The organism is Shewanella sp. ANA-3, from assembly GCF_000203935.1.
GTDB lineage: Bacteria > Pseudomonadota > Gammaproteobacteria > Enterobacterales > Shewanellaceae > Shewanella.
Genome location: NC_008577.1, coordinates 4,771,018 through 4,791,447, shown reverse-complemented (window position 1 = coordinate 4,791,447; position 20,430 = coordinate 4,771,018). Strand labels below are relative to the sequence as shown.

The 20,430-nt window shown below is 49.3% G+C and carries 17 protein-coding genes; 6 read left to right on the top strand and 11 right to left on the bottom strand.

Going from position 1 to position 20,430, the window contains the following annotated elements:
* Positions 1 to 92: 92 nt before the first annotated feature.
* From plsB to SHEWANA3_RS20830, 3 genes are all read left to right on the top strand, one after another.
* The gene (gene plsB / locus SHEWANA3_RS20840) at positions 93 to 2,516 is read left to right on the top strand and encodes a glycerol-3-phosphate 1-O-acyltransferase PlsB (protein WP_011718706.1); all 2,424 of its coding nucleotides are present in this window, start codon (positions 93 to 95) and stop codon (positions 2,514 to 2,516) included.
* Complete coding sequence (gene mtr, locus SHEWANA3_RS20835; RefSeq protein ID WP_011718705.1) at positions 2,516 to 3,772, top strand: tryptophan permease; 1,257 nt, start codon at positions 2,516 to 2,518, stop codon at positions 3,770 to 3,772. The genes plsB and mtr overlap by 1 nt, the downstream gene beginning before the upstream one ends.
* Positions 3,773 to 3,904: 132 nt before the next feature.
* On the top strand, positions 3,905 to 4,681 hold the full coding sequence (locus SHEWANA3_RS20830; protein ID WP_011718704.1) for a VOC family protein: 777 nt from the start codon (positions 3,905 to 3,907) through the stop codon (positions 4,679 to 4,681).
* Between the two features lie 113 nt (positions 4,682 to 4,794).
* Here SHEWANA3_RS20830 and SHEWANA3_RS20825 read toward each other — a convergent pair whose 3' ends face one another.
* The 8 genes from SHEWANA3_RS20825 to SHEWANA3_RS20790 form a co-directional block, all read right to left on the bottom strand.
* Positions 4,795 to 6,756 (bottom strand): methyl-accepting chemotaxis protein, encoded by a 1,962-nt coding sequence (locus SHEWANA3_RS20825; RefSeq protein ID WP_011718703.1) that lies wholly within the window; start codon positions 6,754 to 6,756, stop codon positions 4,795 to 4,797.
* Between the two features lie 222 nt (positions 6,757 to 6,978).
* Positions 6,979 to 8,136, bottom strand: coding sequence for a ribonuclease T2 (locus tag SHEWANA3_RS20820; RefSeq protein ID WP_011718702.1), 1,158 nt, complete (start codon positions 8,134 to 8,136; stop codon positions 6,979 to 6,981).
* Positions 8,137 to 8,314: 178 nt separating this feature from the next.
* Positions 8,315 to 11,452 carry a CusA/CzcA family heavy metal efflux RND transporter gene (locus SHEWANA3_RS20815; protein WP_011718701.1) on the bottom strand — a complete coding sequence of 1,046 codons (3,138 nt, stop codon included), beginning with the start codon at positions 11,450 to 11,452 and terminating at the stop codon, positions 8,315 to 8,317.
* Between the two features lie 9 nt (positions 11,453 to 11,461).
* Positions 11,462 to 12,964 carry an efflux RND transporter periplasmic adaptor subunit gene (locus SHEWANA3_RS20810; RefSeq protein WP_011718700.1) on the bottom strand — a complete coding sequence of 501 codons (1,503 nt, stop codon included), beginning with the start codon at positions 12,962 to 12,964 and terminating at the stop codon, positions 11,462 to 11,464.
* 21 nt (positions 12,965 to 12,985) lie between these two features.
* A complete protein-coding gene (locus SHEWANA3_RS20805) occupies positions 12,986 to 13,246 on the bottom strand; it encodes a heavy metal-binding domain-containing protein (protein WP_041412861.1) in 261 nt (86 codons plus the stop codon).
* 222 nt (positions 13,247 to 13,468) lie between these two features.
* Positions 13,469 to 13,909, bottom strand: a complete 441-nt coding sequence (locus SHEWANA3_RS20800) for a hypothetical protein (protein WP_041412860.1) — start codon at positions 13,907 to 13,909, stop codon at positions 13,469 to 13,471.
* A 107-nt stretch (positions 13,910 to 14,016) separates the two neighbouring features.
* Positions 14,017 to 14,475 carry a DUF2057 family protein gene (locus SHEWANA3_RS20795; protein WP_011718697.1) on the bottom strand — a complete coding sequence of 153 codons (459 nt, stop codon included), beginning with the start codon at positions 14,473 to 14,475 and terminating at the stop codon, positions 14,017 to 14,019.
* Between the two features lie 95 nt (positions 14,476 to 14,570).
* Positions 14,571 to 14,948, bottom strand: coding sequence for a hypothetical protein (locus SHEWANA3_RS20790; RefSeq protein ID WP_011718696.1), 378 nt, complete (start codon positions 14,946 to 14,948; stop codon positions 14,571 to 14,573).
* 432 nt (positions 14,949 to 15,380) lie between these two features.
* Here SHEWANA3_RS20790 and cymA point away from each other — a divergent pair, with 432 nt between their 5' ends.
* Positions 15,381 to 15,944 (top strand): NapC/NirT family cytochrome c CymA, encoded by a 564-nt coding sequence (gene cymA, locus SHEWANA3_RS20785; RefSeq protein WP_011718695.1) that lies wholly within the window; start codon positions 15,381 to 15,383, stop codon positions 15,942 to 15,944.
* 69 nt (positions 15,945 to 16,013) lie between these two features.
* On the opposite strand, the gene SHEWANA3_RS20780 is transcribed toward cymA, so the two are convergent.
* Positions 16,014 to 16,550: a cysteine hydrolase family protein gene (locus SHEWANA3_RS20780; RefSeq protein WP_011718694.1), complete on the bottom strand. Its 537-nt coding sequence runs from the start codon at positions 16,548 to 16,550 to the stop codon at positions 16,014 to 16,016.
* Between the two features lie 105 nt (positions 16,551 to 16,655).
* Between SHEWANA3_RS20780 and SHEWANA3_RS20775 the strand changes: the two genes are divergently transcribed.
* Positions 16,656 to 17,648 (top strand): helix-turn-helix domain-containing protein, encoded by a 993-nt coding sequence (locus tag SHEWANA3_RS20775; RefSeq protein ID WP_086017322.1) that lies wholly within the window; start codon positions 16,656 to 16,658, stop codon positions 17,646 to 17,648.
* Here SHEWANA3_RS20775 and SHEWANA3_RS20770 read toward each other — a convergent pair.
* Together SHEWANA3_RS20770 and rsmD are read right to left on the bottom strand one after the other, a co-directional pair.
* Positions 17,605 to 17,877 (bottom strand): DUF1145 domain-containing protein, encoded by a 273-nt coding sequence (locus SHEWANA3_RS20770; RefSeq protein WP_011718692.1) that lies wholly within the window; start codon positions 17,875 to 17,877, stop codon positions 17,605 to 17,607. The two genes, SHEWANA3_RS20775 and SHEWANA3_RS20770, sit on opposite strands and share 44 nt — an antisense overlap.
* A 1-nt stretch (position 17,878) precedes the next feature.
* Positions 17,879 to 18,526, bottom strand: coding sequence for a 16S rRNA (guanine(966)-N(2))-methyltransferase RsmD (gene rsmD, locus SHEWANA3_RS20765; protein ID WP_011718691.1), 648 nt, complete (start codon positions 18,524 to 18,526; stop codon positions 17,879 to 17,881).
* Between the two features lie 213 nt (positions 18,527 to 18,739).
* Here rsmD and ftsY point away from each other — a divergent pair, with 213 nt between their 5' ends.
* Positions 18,740 to 20,428 (top strand): signal recognition particle-docking protein FtsY, encoded by a 1,689-nt coding sequence (gene ftsY, locus SHEWANA3_RS20760; protein ID WP_011718690.1) that lies wholly within the window; start codon positions 18,740 to 18,742, stop codon positions 20,426 to 20,428.
* The last annotated feature ends 2 nt before the right edge of the window (positions 20,429 to 20,430 follow it).

Here is a 20,430-nt window from a genome sequence, read left to right as displayed (position 1 = left end):
ACTTTTTAACGCGATTGGAGAGTATTAGCGAATGTTCCCTAGAATCTGGTATTCTATGGGGCTAATGAACGTACTTACATTGCATAAGAATAATGCCTAAACAAGACTCTCTTTGGTTGAAATCATTACGCTGGATCCAAAAACACTTAGTGCACACTATTGTTGTGCCGCAGGATCCCTTTGCCGATCTGAATCTGGACGCCTCCAGACCGCTTGCTTATGTAATGAAAACAGAATCCCTGAGTGATATTGCTGCGTTAAGCGAGATCACCACTAAGCTGGGGTTGCCAAGCCCTTATGAGCCGCTCGTGGTCAATGGCGTTGTCGCGCCCCGCGTAGTTTGTCTCGAAGGGCGTAAGCCTTTGTTTGGCGAACGTGCCAGCAATGAGCCATTCCTCGAATGTTTTATGCGTTTGTTGGCTGTCCATAAGGAAAAGCCTGAGTTAGATATTCAGCTGGTGCCTGTGAGCCTGTATTGGGGTCGTACTCCGGGTAAAGAAGATGACACCATGAAGGCGGCTGTGCTTGAGCGCGAGAATCCAACTTGGTTACGTAAGTGTTTGATGATCCTATTTTTAGGCCGCCACAACTTTGTTCAGTTTTCTAATGCAGTATCGCTGCGTTACATGGCCGACGAGCACGGCACCGATATGGGGATTGCCCATAAATTGGCGCGGGTGGCTAGGGTGCATTTCCGCCGTCAACGCAAAGTGATGACGGGGCCAGTGCTGCCTAATCGTCAGGCCATGTTCCACTCCCTGTTGAAATCCGAATCCTTACGCAAGGCGATTCAGGAAGAAGCGGCGAGTAAGAAGATTTCCGAAACCCAAGCCCGTGAAACAGCAATTGAATATCTTGATGAAATTGCAGCGAATTATTCCGATAGCTTAGTGCGTATTGCCGAGCGTTTCTTAACTTGGTTATGGAACAAGCTCTACAGCGGTATCAATATCAAAGGTGCCGAGCAAATCCGCCAGCTTCACCATGATGGTCACGAGATTGTGTATGTACCTTGCCATCGCAGCCATATGGATTACCTGCTGTTATCCTACATCCTGTATTACCAAGGTATGGTGCCACCGCATATTGCTGCGGGGATTAACCTAAACTTCTGGCCAGCGGGGCCGCTGTTCCGCCGTGGCGGGGCTTTCTTTATTCGCCGTAGTTTTAACGGCAATAAACTCTATACGGCCGTGTTCCGTGAATACCTCGATCAGCTTTTTGCTAAGGGATATTCGGTGGAGTATTTCTCTGAGGGTGGCCGCTCTCGCACCGGTCGTCTATTGGCGCCGAAAACGGGCATGATTGCCATGACGATCAACAGTGTGCTGCGTGGCATCGAACGTCCTGTCACCTTAGTGCCTGTGTATCTAGGTTACGATCACGTGATGGAAGTGGCGACTTATCACAAAGAGCTGAGTGGTAAGAAAAAACAGAAAGAATCTGTATGGCAAGTCTTTGGTGCTATTCGTAAATTAGGTAATTTTGGCCAAGGTTATGTCAACTTTGGCGAGCCGATTACACTGCAAAACTTCTTGAATGAAACGGCGCCAAACTGGCGCACTGAAGTGGCCGACGATCCCGAACAAAAACCGACTTGGTTAACCCCTGCGGTGAACGTGTTAGCGAATCGTGTGATGACCCGCATTAACGATGCTGCCGCCGCCAGTTCTATCACCTTGACCAGCTTAGTGCTGCTGGCATCGGAGCAAAATGCCCTAGAACGTTGCTTGCTCGAGCGTCAGTTAGATTTGTACCTAACTCTGCTTAAGCGTGTGCCTTACACTTCGTTTACGTCGGTTGCCGAAGGTGATGGCAAGCACTTAGTGCAGCAAGGATTAGAGCTGAATAAGTTCTCCATCCACGCTGATCCTCTGGGTGAGATAGTCTCTATTGATGCGAATCAAGCGATTTCAATGACTTACTATCGTAATAATATCATCCACCTGTTTATCATTCCGTCGTTAATTGCTAGCTGTTTAACCAACAATAAGCAGATTTCAAGAGCCCATATCCTAGGGATTGTGAGTGACTTTTATCCGCTACTGAAGGCGGAGTTATTCATGGGTATCAAGGATCTGCCAAGCTATGTGAATCAAGTGCTGGATCTGCTTATTGAGCAGGGTCTGGTGCAGGAAAGCGATACGCTGTCGGTGGTGACTGAGCACACTAGCCAAATGTTGTTGCTGGCCGGAAGCGTTAGCGAGACTTTGCAACGCTATGCGATTATCTTCAATCTGCTGGCCCACAGACCTAAGATGGAGCGTTCGGAGCTGGAGTCTGAAAGTCATCTGCTTGCCCAACGTTTAGGGGCGCTGCATGGAATTACTGCACCAGAATTCTACGACAAGAAACTCTATAACACTTTGAGTGTTAAGCTTAAAGAGTTGGGTTACTTCTCCGAGAAGGAAGATAAATCCGACGTTGAGCGCATTCGCGATCAAGCTAATAGCTTACTTCGAGCCTCAGTGAGACAAACCATAGTAGCGAGCGTGACTGCGGAGCATATCGTTTAATGGCTAACCATATGAATGCGGTGAAGAATAAGCCGGTGGGCAAGTCTTTGCTCGGTGGTGCCATGATTATTGCCGGCACCACAGTCGGGGCGGGGATGTTTTCTTTGCCTGTGGTGGGAGCAGGCATGTGGTTTGGCTACTCGGTACTGATGTTACTCGGTATTTGGTTCTGCATGTTGATGTCGGGGCTGTTACTGCTCGAAACCAACCTGCATTTCGAGCCGGGAGCGAGTTTCGATACCCTGACCAAGGAAACCCTAGGCCAGTTCTGGCGGATCGTGAATGGGGTATCGATTGCCTTCGTGCTCTACATCTTAACCTATGCCTACATCAGTGGCGGCGGCTCGATTGTTAACCATAGCCTGCAGGGTATGGGGATTGAGTTACCCCAAAGTGTTGCCGGATTAGTGTTTGCGGTCGTGCTGGCTTGTATCGTGTTGATCAGCACCAAGGCGGTGGACCGTATTACGACCATAATGCTCGGCGGGATGATCATCACTTTCTTCCTTGCGATTGGTAACTTATTGATCGAGATCGATGTGACTAAATTACTCGAGCCGGATGGTAATCAAAGCTTTATGCCTTATCTATGGGCTGCCTTGCCCTTTGGTCTGGCAAGTTTTGGCTACCATGGCAACGTGCCGAGTTTGGTGAAGTACTACGGCAAAGATTCATCGACCATCATCAAAGCGATTTTCGTCGGCACTTTCATCGCGCTGATCATTTATGCCTGCTGGTTAGTGGCCACTATGGGCAACATTCCTCGCAGCCAGTTTAGTGAGATTATTGCCCAGGGTGGCAATATGGGTGTGTTAGTCGGCGCCTTGTCGAAAGTGATGGAAAGTAGCTGGTTAAACAGCATGTTAACCCTGTTTGCTAACTTAGCTGTGGCATCTTCTTTCCTCGGTGTGACCTTAGGTTTATTCGATTATTTGGCCGATTTATTCGGGTTCGACGATACGCGCTCGGGGCGGATGAAAACGGCAATTGTCACCTTTGTGCCGCCGACCATTTTAGGTTTGTTATTCCCCGATGGCTTTTTGATTGCCATAGGTTTTGCTGCCTTAGCGGCAACCGTGTGGGCCGTCATCGTGCCTGCACTGATGGCCTATAAATCGAGACAGCAGTTCCCTAATCATCAAGGTTTTAGAGTCTTTGGTGGCACGCCCTTAATTATCCTTGTGGTGTTATACGGTGTGGTGACTGGGGCTTGTCATCTACTCGCGATGGCGAATTTATTGCCGCAGTTCTCCTAAGTATTTCGTCTCCGAATCAAGCCCTCAAATTGAGGGCTTTTTCTTTATATTCATCTTTTTATTGCCAAAACTGGACAGTTGCCTAAACTCCAGCTTAACTCGAACACATTATCTGTTTGATTGGAGTCTGCAATGAGGATTACTCAGTACGCGCAGGGACAGGCCTGTTGGGTGGAACTGGCGAGCCATGACTGGCAGGGGGCACAGGCGTTTTACCACGCGCTGTTTGGTTGGAATGCGGTGGAAATGGCGATTCCTAATGGTCATTTTTCGCTGTTCAACCTCGACGGTGAGGACTTAGGTGCCATGTATCAAATCTCAGAGTCGGAACCACAGATCCCTAGCCACTGGCGGATTTATTTTGCGGTTAAGGATATCGAAGCCACAGTTGCCGCCATCCTTGCAGCAGGCGGGCAATTGCATATGGGACCGCATGTGGTGGGTGATGCGGGCGTGATGGCGCAGGTGAGTGATCCCGAAGGCGCACGTTTTGCCCTGTGGCAGGCGAAAAATCACCCTGGCTCACGTCGTCAAGGGGAGGAAAATACCCTGTGTTGGGTTGAGCTGGCCTGTCGTGAACCTGGCGCCGAAGCCAGTTTTTACACTCAAGTGTTTCCTTGGACCACGCTCCCCAGTCATGTACCTGGCATCGATTACACCGAATGGCAAATCGACGGTCAGTCTATGGGGGGCATGATGAAAATGATGCCGGAATGGGGTGAGATCCCCGCCCATTGGATGCCTTATTTTGTGGTGGCGAATTGTGACGCCTTTGCCGCTAAGGCGCAGGGGCTGGGCGCGCAGCTATGCGTACCGCCCAGTGATATCCCAGATGTGGGACGTTTTGCTGTGATTGCCGACGCGCAAGGGGCAACCTTCGCGGTCATCAAGTTAAATGAGCTATCTTAAGCTGGCGAGATGACACTTCGGCATAAGCGATCATAAAACCTAGGTTTATTGAGGTTATACCTAGGTTTTATATGGTCTTATGTCGATACGCTTATTTCTTTTTCTGCTACTGGCTACACCTTAAACTCACTCACTAAACCATCCAGCTGTTGACCTATCCCCAGCAAGCCATTGGCAGAGCTTGCCGCCTGTTTAACCCCCGTCAGAGTACGGTTGGCACTGTCATTAACGCTGTTGATCGACATATTAATTTCTTCCACCACGGTCGACTGCTGTTCGGCAGCGTGGGCCATTTGTGAGACCGAGTGAGTGATCGACATGACCATTTCGGTGATAGTCGAGAGGGCCGATTCCACTTGAGTCACTTGCTCGACCGTGCTGTTGGTGGCTTCTCGGCTTTGTCCCATCATGGTCGCCGCTGAGCCCGATCTATCCTGCAGTGTTTGGATGATTTGTTGGATTTGCTTGGTCGATTCTTGCGTGCGGCTGGCAAGTGAGCGTACTTCATCGGCTACTACGGCAAAGCCACGTCCTTGCTCGCCCGCCCGAGCCGCTTCAATGGCCGCGTTGAGCGCCAATAGATTGGTTTGCTCGGCAATGGCGCGGATCACATCCAGTACGGCACCAATCTTATCGCTGTCGTTACGTAGCTGTTCTATGGTCGTGGCCGAGGCTTCGACTTTGCTCGCCAGTTCCCGCATCGAATGGGTGGCGCGGGTGACTGTCTCGCGGCCGAGGAGAGCTTGCGCTTTGGCATCTTCCGAGAGCTTATTGGCGGTATCGGCACTGGCAGCGACTTCGACGGCACTGGCGGCCATTTCGGTAATGGCCGAGGCGACGAGTTGGGTTTCATTCTGTTGTGAACTCATGTCTTGGGTCGCGCTGTGAGTCACACTGTTTAGCTGGGTTGATGCGCTAACCATTTGAACTGTCGTGTCTTTGACTTCGGCCACTAATTGCTGGATCCGCAATACAAAGCGGTTAAAGTTTTTGGCTAGTTGAGTCAGTTCGTCATGGCCATTTACGGGTAGGCGCTGGGTGAGATCGGCCTCGCCATCGGCGATTTCATTCAGCAGCGCCACCACTTCGCGTATGGTGCGCAGCAGGCTTTGGGTCACTATCACTGTGATGAAGGCGGAAAGCAGAATGGCGATCAACAGGATAATGTTGATAAAGGTGATTTTTTGGCTGACCTCCTTAGCGGCTTTGTCGCCCGCTTCAGACAGCGATTTCATCGTATTATCTTGCAAATCAGAGGTCATCTGCGCCATTTCGATGCCAATATTATCCAGCTGCACTATGGCTTGATTGCGGTTATTGATTGCCGTGACGACGCTGTTTGCCGCTTGCTCATATTCAGTTAACAGCCCTGCAGCTTGTTTTACCTGAGACTGATAGGTCAGATTATCGAGCGCCGCGGCAAGCTCATCCATAGTGGTGTGAGTATTGACGATTTCATCCCGAAAACGCTGCGCCTGATCGGCTTGGTTATCGAGGAGAAACTTGCTGACATAGAGGCGAGCCAAGAGCAGTTCACGCAGATTTTTACCGGCGTAGAAGGCGCCTTGCACATCGCCATCGGTAAAGGAGTACTGCATGATCTGGGATATTATTTTCTCTATTTCAGGCCCTTTTACATCGAGTGTGCCAGTGACTAGCTTGGCTCTTTGTTGTTGATTGGGGACGACTTGCTGATTAAAGATATCCACATAGTCTTTTTCATGCTCAATGATCCGTTGGAGCATTTGGCTGCGCTCCTGATTATCTATATGAGCCTTAGCTTTAGCTAATATGTCGCGGGTTTTACTGTCTTGGGCGCTAAATTCGGCTGCCGTTTCGCTGGAACCCGTTTTGACATAGGTTTTTACCGTGAGGCGCAAGCGATAAATTTCCTGAAGCAGGCTACTGGTGAGATCGCTTTCTGGAGCTAGATCTTCAGTCACGGTGCGCATCCGATTATCAATGTCGGTCAGGGCGAAGTAGCTTAATACCCCTAAAGTGATCAGCATGGCAACGAGAAAGACAGGAACGATAGCAAGCTTTTTAGTGAGCGTTAACTGATTGATAGAAAACATAGTTACCTCAGAGTGAACTTGTCTTCCATGGCTTGGGTTAAAGCGCTAGCTCCTGTACTAGGCACGGCTTGTTTGAGTATAGGAGACTTATTTCGAGGTAAGAGAAAGCTTAAATGAAGTTTCGTTAATATTGGGGCTCATTTGCGAGGGATAACTACATTTAGCTCCTTGGTTTGTAAGAGCAGGCCAGTGGCGATATACCTCGCCACTGGCCGTATGCGGTTAGTTTGGATTGTCGATTAACAGTGTGGCTGGGCAATTAGTCTTTTTCGCCTTCGGGGCCTTCGCGAGCAGACTCGGCAAAGAGTCGGAGCTGTTGATGACCTGAGGTAGGCTGATGCGGATTTCACTCAAGAGTCCTTTGGCACAGTCTAGGGTGACCTTAGTGTGTGCACCTTGGCCAAAGCTGGCATCAAAGCTTTGATTTAGCTCCTGTTGAGTCACTTTTTTACCGATTCTGTCATGGATAAATTGTTGTACCCATGCCGAGGCATTCACTTCCTGCGTCAGCTGAGTCGCCAGTAAAAAGTAGTCATTAGGGTCTTGGTTGCGACAGGTCCCATGTTTCCACCATTCATGGCGCTCTAAACAGCTGCCGTAGCGGGCACTTGGCATCACTTCCTCGAGATTTTTTTGGACAGAGGCATTGAGCGGCACCTCGGGATAATCACAAAAATCACTCGGTTGTTGTTTCACGCTGCTGCAAAAGCCGTAACGGGTGCCACATTGCTGGCGATTCGGCCACAGGCCATGCAGGCTAAAGTGTTGCCACTGAGGCGCATCACTCGTTTGGCTTAAGGCGCGGCATTCGGCTTTACGACTGCCATAGAGTTCGCAAAAGGTGCTCTGCCAACTCAGGGCGAGCACATTGGAGTCGTAGTTATCCTCGATTTGGCACACATTGCCTTGGCGCTTCTCTGGCGTGCCACGTTCTTGCGAGTTTTCACTCTTAACCGCTGTGCTCTTGCTAGTGAGGCTTGTTTGCGTGGGCTCGACATTAGCGGCTGGTTGAGCGGTCGCAATGGATTCGGCGGGCGCTGTAGCTGCGGCATTGTATTGTCCGCAATCACCTTTTATCCAACGCAGTGGCGAGCTGGCAGCATTGGTGCGCACCCTGAGCCAATCTGGATTACTGCTATTACCTAAAATTTCGGCAACGGGATAACGCTCGCCAATATTGCTCTGCCAATTATCGGGATTGGTTTGTTTATTTTTAGACTGAAACAGTTCGCAGCGCTTGTTGGCGACAAACTCTCCCGAGGCGGGTGCCGCCTGAAGGGCGATGGGCGTTAAAGCTATCAACACCCCCCCCAGCAAGCCAAAGTTATGGCGACAAATACCTGCGCGGTTGTGGATGGGGAGAGAAAATAAAGCTGTCATTCGCTGGCGTCCTTTCTGCTATGGCGGTGGCACAAACACGTGGCGTTGCAAGCTGCTATTGTGCAGGGAAATTGCCGAATACGCGAATAGGATATTGACTGAAAAGCTAATTCAAATTCAAAAAGCATAACCCCTAGCGTTAATCACGCTAGGGGTTATGCTGAATTAAAGCAAAGGATTATTCTGCTTTATTGATTTGGCGAGCGTAGATCAACAGATACAGTGCTGGCAGGACAAACAGCGACAATATCGGTGCTGTGACCATACCGCCGACCATAGGTGCGGCGATTTTTTGCATCACATCGTTACCCGAACCTGCGCCCCACATGATGGGCAAGAGGCCGAAGAAGATGGTTGCGACTGTCATTGCTTTAGGGCGAATACGCATGACCGCACCTTCAATCAAGGCTTCTTTTAAGTCCTCGACTGTGTGGTAAGTGTTTTTCTCCTGCCGATGTTTAATGGCGTTATTGAGGTACACCAACATCACCACCCCGAATTCGGCTGCGACCCCAGCAAGGGCGATCATCCCCACTGCGACGGCGACCGAGATGTTGTAGTCGAGCAGATACAATAACCAAGTGCTACCCACGAGGGCGAAGGGGAGGCTGAGCATAATAATGCTGGCCTGCATGGTCGAGCCAAAGGTCATCATCAGTAGAATAAAGATCACCCCGAGTGCCATAGGGATCACTTGCTTAAGCTTGGCATCGACTCGCTGCATATACTCGTATTGACCCGCAAAGCTATAGCTGTAACGGGGCGGCACAACGAGTTCTTCATCTAAAGCAGTTTTTGCCGCAGCGATATATTCACCAATCGAAGTGCCTTCGATATCGATAAATACCCACGAAATTAACCGGCCGTTCTCACTCTTAAGCATTGGCGCGCCATCGTTAATTTCGATATCGGCCAAGTTACGCAGCGGCAAATAATGCCCTGATTTAGTGATCACCGGCAGCTCGCGCAGTTTCTCGATATTGTCACGCAGTTCACGTGGGTAGCGCAGGTTGATGGGGTAACGCTCCGCGCCTTGAACCGACTCACCAATATCCATACCGCCAATCGCGTAACGTACTACATCTTGGATATCCTGTAGCGTCATGCCATAGCGGGCGGCCACATCGAGTTTAGGGCTGATATCAATATAGCGACCGCCACCACTGCGTTCGGCGTAGGCCGATTTAGTGTGTGGCACTTTACTCAAGATGGCCTCAATCTTAGCGCCTAGGGTTTGTAGCTCATTGACATCGGCACCAGTGATCTTAATACCCACGGGGGTTTTAATCCCCGTCGACAGCATATCGATACGAGTTTTAATCGGTTGCACCCAAGCGTTGGTTAGGCCGGGCACTTTTACCGTTTGTTGCAGCTGATTGATGATGCCGTCTAAGGTCATGCCCTCACGCCACTCTTCGTGGGGTTTAAGCATAATCGTGGTTTCGAGCATAGTCAGTGGCGCAGGATCGGTCGCGGTTTCGGCGCGGCCGACCTTACCAAATACGCGGGCTACCTCAGGGACGGTTTTAATCAAACGGTCGGTCTGTTGCAGCACTTCGGCGGCTTTACTGGCGCTGATCCCTGGCAGTGCCGTTGGCATATAGAGTAAATCCCCCTCTTCTAGGGCGGGCATAAACTCACTGCCCATACGCGTCATAGGATACCAAGCGCTCGCCAATGCCACTAAGGCAAGCAGAATGGTGATTTTAGGGAACTTAAGCACCAGCTTTAATGCCGGTTGATACAGGGCAATCAACACGCGGCTGATAGGGTTACTGCGCTCGCTTGGGATTTTCCCACGGATAAAGTAACCCATGAGAATCGGCACTAAGGTGATAGATAAAAATGCGGCCGCCGCCATGGCAAAGGTTTTGGTGTAGGCGAGCGGTGCGAATAAGCGTCCTTCCTGCGCCTCTAGCGCGAAGACGGGCACAAAGCTTAAGGTGATGATAATCAGCGAGAAAAATAGCGCGGGGCCGACTTCAATCGAGGCTTCAGTCACAATGCGCCAATGCTCTTTTACCGAAGGCTCACGGTCGTGCTCGGCTTTAAAATGCTCCAAATGTTTGTGCAGGTTTTCGATCATTACGATGGCGCCATCGACGACCGCACCGATAGCAATGGCGATCCCGCCAAGGCTCATGATGTTGGCATTCACGCCCATTTTATTCATCACGATAAAGGCGATAAGAATCGACAGCGGCAAGGTGATAACGGCCACTAAGGTTGAGCGGGCATGCAGCAAAAACAGCAGACATACTAAGCCCACGACCAGCATTTCTTCGACCACTTTGCTGAACAGGTTATCGACGGACTTTTGGATCAGTTGCGAACGGTCATAGGTTGGAATGATTTCCACGCCGTCTGGCAGACCAGTTTTTAACTCTTCGAGTTTGGCTTTGACCGCATCAATCGTCGCGAGGGCGTTTTCACCGTAACGCATGACCACAATGCCGCCCACGACTTCGCCTTCGCCATCTAGCTCGGCAATACCACGGCGAGAAGCAGGGCCTTTACGGACGGTGGCAACATCCTTAAGCAACAAACCTGTGCCTGATGGGCTAGTGATCCCTAACGGAATTTCGCGAAAATCCTCTAAGGTTTGGCGATAACCCTTAGCGCGCACCATGTACTCGGCTTCGGCCATTTCGACTACAGAACCACCGGCCTCGCTATTGGCTTTATCTATCGCTTGCTTAACGGCGGCGATATCGAGCTTGTAAATCGCCATTTTGTCCGGCTCAAGCACGATTTGATAGGTTTGCTCCATGCCGCCGACGGTCGCAACTTCGGAGACACCAGCAACACTTTGTAGCTCAAGTTTGAGATACCAATCCTGTAAGCTTTTCAGTTGCGACAGGTCTAAGTTGCCGGAGCGATCGACCAGTGCGTACTCAAACACCCAACCCACACCTGAGGCATCGGGGCCGAGTGAGGGTTGCACTCCTTGAGGCAAGCGACTGCTGATCTGGCTTAAATACTCCAACACCCGCGAACGCGCCCAATAGATGTCGGTGCCATCTTCGAAGATCACATAGACATAGGAGTCGCCAAACATCGAATAACCCCGCACGGTTTTCGCACCGGGTACGGCTAACATGGCGGTTGAGAGTGGGTAAGTCACTTGTTCTTCAACCAATTTGGGCGCTTGACCCGGATAAGGAGTCTTAATAATCACCTGCACGTCGGATAAATCCGGCAGAGCATCGAGCGGCGTTTTACGCAGCTCCTGTATCCCCCAGACAGTGATCATCATGGCGATAATCAACACCATGAGCCTTTGTCTGATCGAGGACTCGATAATATATTTCAACATAATCCGCTCCTAGTGCTGATGGCCGCTGCTTAAACGCATTAAGCTGCCCTTGAGGCTGGCCTCGGAGTCGAGTAGGAATTGTCCCGATGTCACCACGCGTTCACCTTCACTCAGGCCCGAGACTATCTCTGCCTTACCTTGGCTCATCATGCCGACCGTCACGGCCTTAGCGGTGAAGCTGTCATCGGCCTGTTTTACTATCACGCGGTTTTCTTTACCCGTTTGGATTAGGGCTTCCTGCGGGATCACTAACACATCTTTATTCGGGCCGCCGAAGAGCGAGACCTTGGCGAGCGTCTTAGGTCTTAGGGAAATATCGGTATTATTCAGCACCACGCGTACTCTTAAGCTGCGGGTGACGGGGTCCAGCTCGGGATAGATATAGTCAATCGTGCCTTCGATACCGCTGATATTCATCGCGGGGACTGAAACTTCGGCCTTTTGACCCACGGCAATCCAGCTTTGCTCATTTTCAAACACGTCGGCAATTACCCAGACTTTGGAGAGATCGACAACCGACATCACCTCGGTTGACGGTTGGATATACATGCCATCACGCACAGCTAACTCTTTAACAATACCATCTTGCAGGGCATAGAAAGGCACGCGGTATTGGGTTTTGCGTGAGTCTGCAAGTTGTTGGATTTGTTTTTCATTCATGCCAAGCAGCGATAAACGCAGCCCGGCTTTGCGGACTAAATCCTGATAACGGCCACTGTTACCCGCAGATTTGGCGGTATCGAGTGCTAACAGATAATCATCCTGGGCGTTAATCAGATCGGGTGAATAGATCTCGTATAGTAACTGGCCTTTTTTAACTGAGTCGCCCACCGATTTGATCATCAGCTTCTCAATCCAGCCAGTTACACGGGCGTGCACATGGTTGATTTGGCTCTCGTCGTAGTCAATTTGGCCGACGGTTTCGACAAATTTCCACAGGGTATCGCGTTTTGCCTCTGCGACTTTCAGCGCAAGCGCCTGTTGCATGCTGCCAGAGACATTAATGTTGATTTCCTGAGTATTGCCGCCAGTTTCAACCTTTTCTAAATTCATCCCGCAGATAGGGCAAGTGCCTGGCACATCACTAATAATGTGGGCGTGCATAGGGCAGACATATTTAATGGTCGCACCCGAGCTTTGGCTTTTAACTAAGCTATTCGCTTTGGGTGTTGGTGTATCAAAGACTTGCGCCGCATTTTGGTTTGCCGCTTGATGCTCTGCGTGTTGGGCGGCCGTACTGGCTTCTTCCTCTTCTTCTTTTTCAACGAGGAACATATTGCACTTAGGGCAACGACCGGGTTCGTGGCTTTCGACTTCGGGGTGCATAGGGCAAGTATAGGTTTTGACTTGATTTGCACTGTGACTATCGTGCGCATGCTCGTGGCCTGCCTCTGCTTGAGTGGCAGGATTCGCGAGCTGGGCCTGGGTTAACCAAGGCGTACCCATCAGTAAACTGCTGAGTATCAATACTGCCTTAGGGCCCGGCTTTTTTACTTTGTGAAATTGGTTCATATGCCTCATCTCCAGCCTAGCTTAGTGGTGCGCGTGATCTTTGTGCATTGCACCGTCAGCCATTTTTTCTTCCGTCGCTTTTGGCTCTAAGTTCATGCCACATTTAGGGCAAGTATCGCCTTTGTTACCTGTCACTTCGGGGTGCATAGGGCAAATATAGGTTTGAGCTTGTTCCTGTGGCGCAGCATTGTTGTGATGATGCTCATGGGGTGTAGCCGTAGCAAACACACTGGTGCTGGTCATTAAAAATGCAACTAAGGCAAGATTAGTTAAGGTTTTCATATTGTTCACTCCATCGGGTTTTACAGCCGAATATGAGTGCATAAAACGTGACTGCGAGATTCTGGCGTTTTGAGGCGCGAGAAAGGGTCGACACAGTGGCCTGTGTGCTCAGTACAACGCTTTTGCTTTACTCAGGGTGCTTAGATGTTGGCGCACCACAATAAACGGCGAAATAAATTGTTTTGTTAGCTTGGTTTGCCCTGAAAAAAGGGCGCAATGAGGCTAGGCTATTGGCGGTTTGAAGGCCGAAGACAAAGAGATAGAGTGGAAATGAGGCATAGGAGTGGCCACTGGGGTATCGCTCAGACTCACACTCGGCCAGAGGTGTGGGCTGAAAAGAGTGCCAGCAACTGAAATCATTAAACAATGTCCACAGTCGTTGAGACAGGATGTGGTGCCATCACAGCAGTGCTGCTTCGCGCCGGGAAGCATTTGATCGTTACAGCAATCTGTATTGGCCATTGTACTTGAGTCAGAGCGGTTCTCTGTGTTCATTTGCATCATGGCTGCATGGTCCATTCCTTGGCTGGAAGGATTATGAACCATAGCGCCCATCTCCATAGAGCGCATCACCATCGCGTGACCATTAGACGCAACACTTTGCCCGACGAGTGCGAGTAAAGTGAAAATGACTAATAGTGAACGACCCAGTGTGTGATGCATATGTATTCCAAATAATGAACGACCCGATTTTAGCATAGAGGCATCATCCTGCAATGCGTTAACTCACATTTCAGTTAATGCCCCTGCTTGTAAACTCCTAAGGTTTATTATTTAGAAGGGTGACTTTCCAGCATATCCGCCATTAATTGGCTGTGGTTTTGCAATGGTAGTTGCTGCGGAGCGGCGCCATCCACGCTTAACTGAATACTAGGGTTTTTAATAAAACGTTTAGCATCGGATTCGCTGACTAATTTAGTTGGGGTGTTGATTTGGTAATTAGATTCCGGCGCGACATTTAGGGTAAAGAATAAAGGCTCTGATTTGACCCACGTGCCGCTATCATCGGCGCGATAGCTAAACAGATCTTGATATTTAACTTCGACCAGCACTTTACCTTCAGGCAATTGCACAGGTTTAAAGGCTTTAGTGGCTTGGCCATTAATACTGACCACATTGAGGGTATCAGTGCCTTTTAAGGTTGCCGCAGTTGCAGTCACGCTAATCGCCAGAGTGCTCATGATTAAAGTAGCGCCAACGAATGCTTTATTTAATAAAGTGGTTTTCATAATAAACTCCAAAAATTTGCTGTATCGCGAGGGTGCGCAATCGTGGTGGCACCGTCGCAGAATATTGAATCGATTTAATCGTTAAAAAAGATCGGTTACAGCAAATCGGAGTTTGGAGGTGGCGTGGTTAACCCGAGGTCGGCCGTTTGAATCGCCCAACCTTGGACCGCAATACGCTTACTTGCATGATTCATCAAGGCAAGTTGAGGCTGTGAGGCGGTAAGATAAAGTTGTGCGAGACAATGGGTTTTACAATGGTTGGTGAGGGAGTCTTGGCAATGCAGCATGCATTCGTCTGGAGGACAATCTGGCATGGCACAATTCATTTTGCCATCGGCCATTTGCATGCTAGTCATTTGTACATTGTGAGCATCATACAAGTCATTCATCGCTGGCGTTGGCATAGCATTCACCATCGCCGACTGGGCGATAAGTGAAAATAACAGTGCTATGGTGATCCAAAACTTAGCCATAAAAACTCGATTAATGTGTACCTGTTCCTAAAGACCAATAAAAGTCCGGAAAAGTTTCATCCAAAATTCATTTTTTTCTTTTTTATCGGAAAAAACACCTTAAAAGAAAGCTATAAACGGGGTAAATGTCGCGTGGATCACATTTTTGTATTCTAAAAATGATTTCATTGTCTTAGCTTCTTAAGGTAGTACTTAATCATTGATCGCTTAGCATAATGATTAATGTATTAGTGAGAGTTGAAGTACCACATGGCTCTGCTAAGCTGGTTTGAGCGAGTTGTCGTATTAAGAGTTAGACCTAAGTCTCATTTTGCACTTTTAAGTTTAAATTAATGGGCATTTTTAGGCTTAGAATCAAATTTCTAATAAATGAAAAAATATAAAATAGTCTTATAAAAACTAATTTTGACAATATTTTTTGGAGATAGAGTGATGAACTGGCGTGCACTATTTAAACCAAGCGCAAAATATTCCATCCTGGCGCTGATCGTCGTCGGTATTGTTATCGGTGTTGTCGGCTATTTTGCAACCCAACAAACCTTACATGCGACAAGCGAAGACGCATTCTGTATGAGCTGCCATAGCAACCACTCATTGAAAGATGAAGTGTTAGCTTCTGCCCACGGCGGTGGTCGTGCGGGTGTGACAGTACAGTGTCAAGACTGCCACTTACCACACGGTCCAGTGGATTACTTGATTAAGAAAATCATCGTATCTAAAGACTTATACGGTTTCTTAACGATCGATGGCTTTAACACTCAAGCTTGGTTAGACGAAAACCGCAAAGAGCAAGCAGACAAAGCATTGGCTTACTTCCGTGGTAATGACTCTGCAAACTGCCAACACTGCCATACTCGTATTTACGAGAACCAGCCAGACACTATGAAGCCAATGGCTGTGAGAATGCACAGCAACAACTTCAAGAAAGATCCTGAAGCGAGAAAGACCTGTGTGGATTGTCACAAAGGTGTCGCTCACCCCTATCCAAAAGGATAAGGTTTAGCGCTTCAATAGCGTGATATTCAAATAAAAAGCCCTCGAAAGAGGGCTTTTTGCTATCTGGCCTTATAAGTCTTGGCTATTGATTAATGCCACTCTGCGGGACAAGGCGCTTAGCGAAATGTGATGCACCATTTGCGTGGGAGCAGTGCAGGCATCGGCAATCACTTGTACTGAGTATGCTTGTGCCGCGGGCGATAGCGCCGTATGGGTCACGCAGTTTTGCGTCATGATGCCACATAACAGTAAATGCTTGACCTGCATATCTTGGAGTAGATTGGCCAGTTCTGTGCCATCAAAACTGTCGGCAAATTGCTTTATCACAATTGGGGCATTGGGGAGCTCTGCTAAAAGCCCAGGATGGATTTCAACCCCTTGGGTGTTTGGGTTAAAAAAGGGCACCTCACCCTGAGTCGTATCGGCGATATGCTGCACGAGAATAATAGGTATCGCCTGTTGTTTGGCACGCTGCACTGAGTGCAACGTGCGCGCTAATGCCTCATCGACTTGCCATTGTGGGTAAGCCCCATGGGCAAAGTAGTCATTCTGCACATCAATAATCACTAAGGCGCTGTTCGCTGGGATTTTGCTTAAGCTCGACATAATTTCTCCTATTCGTTTTCTCTTGCAAAAGATGTCTTCGAAGGAGAGTTTGCGGTAGATTCATGCCCATTAAGAGTGGCAGAAATGACATCTATGGTGCTTAAATTGACAAATTTTGCCGAACCATCTCCATTAAAAGTGGCGATATTAGCCATACCCGGTTGCTTAACTTCGGCCGTATTTGGTTTAGAAGAGATGTTGCTGGTGGCTAACAAGCTGATGTTAGCTGACGAAAATAATTCCCTAAGCTCAAGCAGTTTTGCAGTGACTCGGTTATCCCTAGAGGAGATGAGTCTCGAAGAGTGTTATCAGTTAGTGATTATCCCGCCGAGCATAGAAACTGAGTCTTACTTCAACGCGGCACCTTCATTGCACTTATGGTTACAGCAGCAACATGCCCAAGGCGCTATCCTCTGCTCCGCCTGTGCAGGAGCATTTGTGCTGGCCGCCGCGGGTTTACTCGATGGTCGCAGGGCGACAACCCATTGGGGATTGGTGGAAACATTTGAGACTCAATATCCGCAGGTAAAACTCGATATCGAGAAAATCATGGTCAACGAGGGAGATATCATCACAGCTGCTGGCATGATGTCTTGGCTCGACTTGGGGCTAGAGTTAGTGGCGCAGTTTTGCCATGTGAAAGTCATGCGCCAGCTGGGTAAGTACCTTGTTATCGACACTGGCGGGCGTGAACAGCGTTATTACCAACAGTTTTTACCTAAGCGAGACCATGGGGATACAGTTATTTTAAATCTGCAACATCGCCTACAAACCGACTATGGTCAGCCGACGAGTGTTGCGGCTTTGGCGCAGCTGTGCTGTATGGGCGAGCGAACTTTTTTGCGACGTTTTGTGAAAGCGACAGGGCATAAGCCTAATGAATACCTGCAAAAACTCAGGATCCAAAAGGCCTGTGACTTACTCGAAAATAGTCCACTGAATTTCGAGACCATAGCGCACCAAGTTGGCTATGAGGATGTGAGCGCCTGTCGCAAAGCATTTACCCGTATTACCGGTTTAACACCGAGTGCGTTTCGGCAGCGGTTTAGTGCGCTTACGCCTGCGCCAACACCTGTCGACGATAGCTCAATAAACTAAATACGCCGAAGATAAACACTTGCAGATAATCTTGCTTGCGTAGTGTCAGCAAGTTTTTAAATAGCATATGGAAGATGGCAACTTGGAAGCAATGCATCAAGCAAGTAATACCAAGTAAGATATTGAGAATAATGCCGATATTGCCTGCAAAAGGCATAACAAGGTTATAAGCCATCATCAACCACGCGATTAAAGTGATGGCTTTGCCCATATTGATCAGAAACGACATGCTATTCCTCGGTGTTAGCCGGAGAGTCTTCGGCTTGGTATTGGTATAAACGATAGCTAACTTGCCCTGCGGTCTTGTCTTTGAGCGGTTGCCAAGTCGCAGGGACTGCCATTTGGGTTAATTCCGACTCAATCTCCACATAAATTAGCGCACCATCATTAAGCCAACCTTTGCTATCCAATAGCTGAATGGTTTTTTCTGCCAAGCCTTTACGGAAAGGTGGATCGATAAACACCACATCAAACCCTTGCTCGCAGCCATTTTGCAGCACGACTAAGGTATCTGCGTTGAGTACCTCGGCATTGTCGCACTTGAGGGTATTGAGATTCGCTTTAAGTTGCATGGCGGCAGGACGTTGCAACTCGATAATCTTGGCGTAACTGGCGTAGCGCGAGAGAGACTCAAGTGCCAAGGCGCCGCTGCCACCGAAGCAATCGAGCACCCTTGCGTGGGCAATATCATTGGCAAGCCAGTTAAATAGGGTTTCGCGGACTCTATCTGTGGTCGGCCGCAGGCCGTCTAAATCATGGATGGGGAGTTTGCGCGAACGCCATTGGCCGGCAATGATCCGCACTTGGCCGCTACCGGCTTTCTTATTGGCCGTTTGACTCTTGGTCACTTGCTTGTTGTTTGCACGATTATTAGCCAAAGTGCCCCCGTGATTTTGCCTGAAGAAAGAAAGTGGTAGACTATGCCACCTTTATAAAGGCCACTATTTTATATCAAACTCCTCGTAAAAGGTGAGAAGGCTGATAGAGCAGAACTAATTGCCGACTTTTTGGGCGTAATTGCCGCGGTAATCTGGTATAACGGCAGGGTCTTATTTTAAATTCAACACTGAAGTAGAGCGCTGGAATTACACATGGCAAAGAAAGGTTTTTTCTCCTGGTTTCGTAAAGATAAATCACAAGATGAGGTTGTCGAGCAAACCCCAGTCTCTACTCCATCGCAAACCGAGCAAGCCGAAGCATTAGCAAAGCAGCAAGCTGAAGAAGCCCGTCTCGCGGCTGAAAAAGCGGCAGCCGAGCAGGCGCTAGCCGACAAATTAGCGGCCGAAAAAGCCGAAGCGGAAAGAATTGCTGCGGAACAAGCAGCAAAAGCTCAAGCAGAAGCGCAGCGTGTTGCTGAAGAGCAAGCTGCAAGTTTAGCCGAACAACAGGCAGCAGAAGCCGCGCGTTTAGCGGCGGAGCAAGCGGAAGCGCAGCGTATTGCTGAAGAGCAAGCTGCACGTTTAGCCGAACAACAGGCGGTCGAAGCCGCACGTTTAGCGGCGGAGCAAGCGCAGGCAGAACAGTTAGCTGCAGAAAAAGCCGAAGCAGAAAGAATTGCCGCAGAACAAGCCGCAAAAGCTCAAGCAGAAGCGCAGCGTGTTGCTGAAGAGCAAGCTGTACGTTTAGCCGAACAACAGGCGGTCGAAGCCGCACGTTTAGCGGCGGAGCAAGCGCAGGCAGAACAGTTAGCTGCTGAAAAAGCCGAAGCAGAAAGAATTGCCGCAGAACAGGCCGCAGCAGCCCAAGCAGAAGCCGAAGCCCAAGCAGAAGCTGAGCGAATTGCCGCAGCGCAGATCCAAGCTGAACAACCCCTTGAGCAACAACCCGAACCTCAGGCAAAACCCGCCAAAGAAAGCTTCTTCGCGCGCCTAAAACGCGGCCTGATGCGCACTAGCGAAAATATTGGTAGCGGTTTCATCGGGTTATTCCGTGGTAAAAAAATCGATGATGATCTGTTTGAAGAGTTGGAAGAGCAGCTATTAATCGCCGACGTGGGTGTTGAAACCACTTCACGCTTGATTAAAAGCCTGACCGAACATGCGTCCCGCAAGCAATTAAAGGATGCCGAAGCACTCTACGAACTGCTGCGTGATGAAATGCAAAAGACGCTCGATCCTGTTGCTATCCCTTTAGTGCCTGAAAATGCTAACGGCCCCTATGTGATTTTAATGGTTGGCGTTAACGGCGTGGGTAAAACCACCACAATCGGCAAACTGGCGAAGCAATATCAGCGTCAGGGTAAGACTGTGATGTTAGCGGCTGGCGATACCTTCCGTGCAGCAGCCGTCGAGCAATTACAGGTTTGGGGTCAACGCAATAACATTCCCGTGGTGGCTCAGCATACGGGCGCCGACAGTGCCTCGGTACTCTTCGATGCGCTGCAAGCGGCTAAGGCCCGTAAGATTGATATCTTGATTGCCGACACCGCGGGTCGTCTGCAAAACAAATCGCACCTAATGGAAGAACTTAAGAAAGTGGTGCGGGTAATGAAGAAGCTCGACCCAGAGGCGCCACACGAAGTCATGCTGACCTTAGATGCGAGCACGGGCCAAAATGCCATTAGCCAAGCGCAGCTATTCCAAGAGGCTGTGGGCGTCACCGGCATGACCATCAGCAAGCTCGACGGTACTGCTAAAGGCGGCGTGGTGTTTGCGATTGCCGACAAATTTAAAATCCCGCTACGCTATATTGGCGTGGGTGAGCAAATTGATGATTTGCGTACCTTTAATTCTAAAGAATTTATTGATGCCTTGTTCACTCAAGAAAAAGCGGATAGCTAATT

What these genes read in the sequence shown, in the direction of transcription:
- SHEWANA3_RS20800 (WP_041412860.1), bottom strand. Translation starts at nt 13,909, where the DNA reads ATGCATCACACACTGGGTCGTTCACTATTAGTCATTTTCACTTTACTC.
- SHEWANA3_RS20780 (WP_011718694.1), bottom strand. Translation starts at nt 16,550, where the DNA reads ATGTCGAGCTTAAGCAAAATCCCAGCGAACAGCGCCTTAGTGATTATT.
- mtr (WP_011718705.1), top strand. Translation starts at nt 2,516, where the DNA reads ATGGCTAACCATATGAATGCGGTGAAGAATAAGCCGGTGGGCAAGTCT.
- SHEWANA3_RS20790 (WP_011718696.1), bottom strand. Translation starts at nt 14,948, where the DNA reads ATGGCTAAGTTTTGGATCACCATAGCACTGTTATTTTCACTTATCGCC.
- cymA (WP_011718695.1), top strand. Translation starts at nt 15,381, where the DNA reads ATGAACTGGCGTGCACTATTTAAACCAAGCGCAAAATATTCCATCCTG.
- SHEWANA3_RS20830 (WP_011718704.1), top strand. Translation starts at nt 3,905, where the DNA reads ATGAGGATTACTCAGTACGCGCAGGGACAGGCCTGTTGGGTGGAACTG.
- SHEWANA3_RS20770 (WP_011718692.1), bottom strand. Translation starts at nt 17,877, where the DNA reads ATGTCGTTTCTGATCAATATGGGCAAAGCCATCACTTTAATCGCGTGG.
- plsB (WP_011718706.1), top strand. Translation starts at nt 93, where the DNA reads ATGCCTAAACAAGACTCTCTTTGGTTGAAATCATTACGCTGGATCCAA.
- SHEWANA3_RS20825 (WP_011718703.1), bottom strand. Translation starts at nt 6,756, where the DNA reads ATGTTTTCTATCAATCAGTTAACGCTCACTAAAAAGCTTGCTATCGTT.
- ftsY (WP_011718690.1), top strand. Translation starts at nt 18,740, where the DNA reads ATGGCAAAGAAAGGTTTTTTCTCCTGGTTTCGTAAAGATAAATCACAA.
- SHEWANA3_RS20795 (WP_011718697.1), bottom strand. Translation starts at nt 14,475, where the DNA reads ATGAAAACCACTTTATTAAATAAAGCATTCGTTGGCGCTACTTTAATC.
- SHEWANA3_RS20805 (WP_041412861.1), bottom strand. Translation starts at nt 13,246, where the DNA reads ATGAAAACCTTAACTAATCTTGCCTTAGTTGCATTTTTAATGACCAGC.
- SHEWANA3_RS20815 (WP_011718701.1), bottom strand. Translation starts at nt 11,452, where the DNA reads ATGTTGAAATATATTATCGAGTCCTCGATCAGACAAAGGCTCATGGTG.
- SHEWANA3_RS20820 (WP_011718702.1), bottom strand. Translation starts at nt 8,136, where the DNA reads ATGACAGCTTTATTTTCTCTCCCCATCCACAACCGCGCAGGTATTTGT.
- SHEWANA3_RS20810 (WP_011718700.1), bottom strand. Translation starts at nt 12,964, where the DNA reads ATGAACCAATTTCACAAAGTAAAAAAGCCGGGCCCTAAGGCAGTATTG.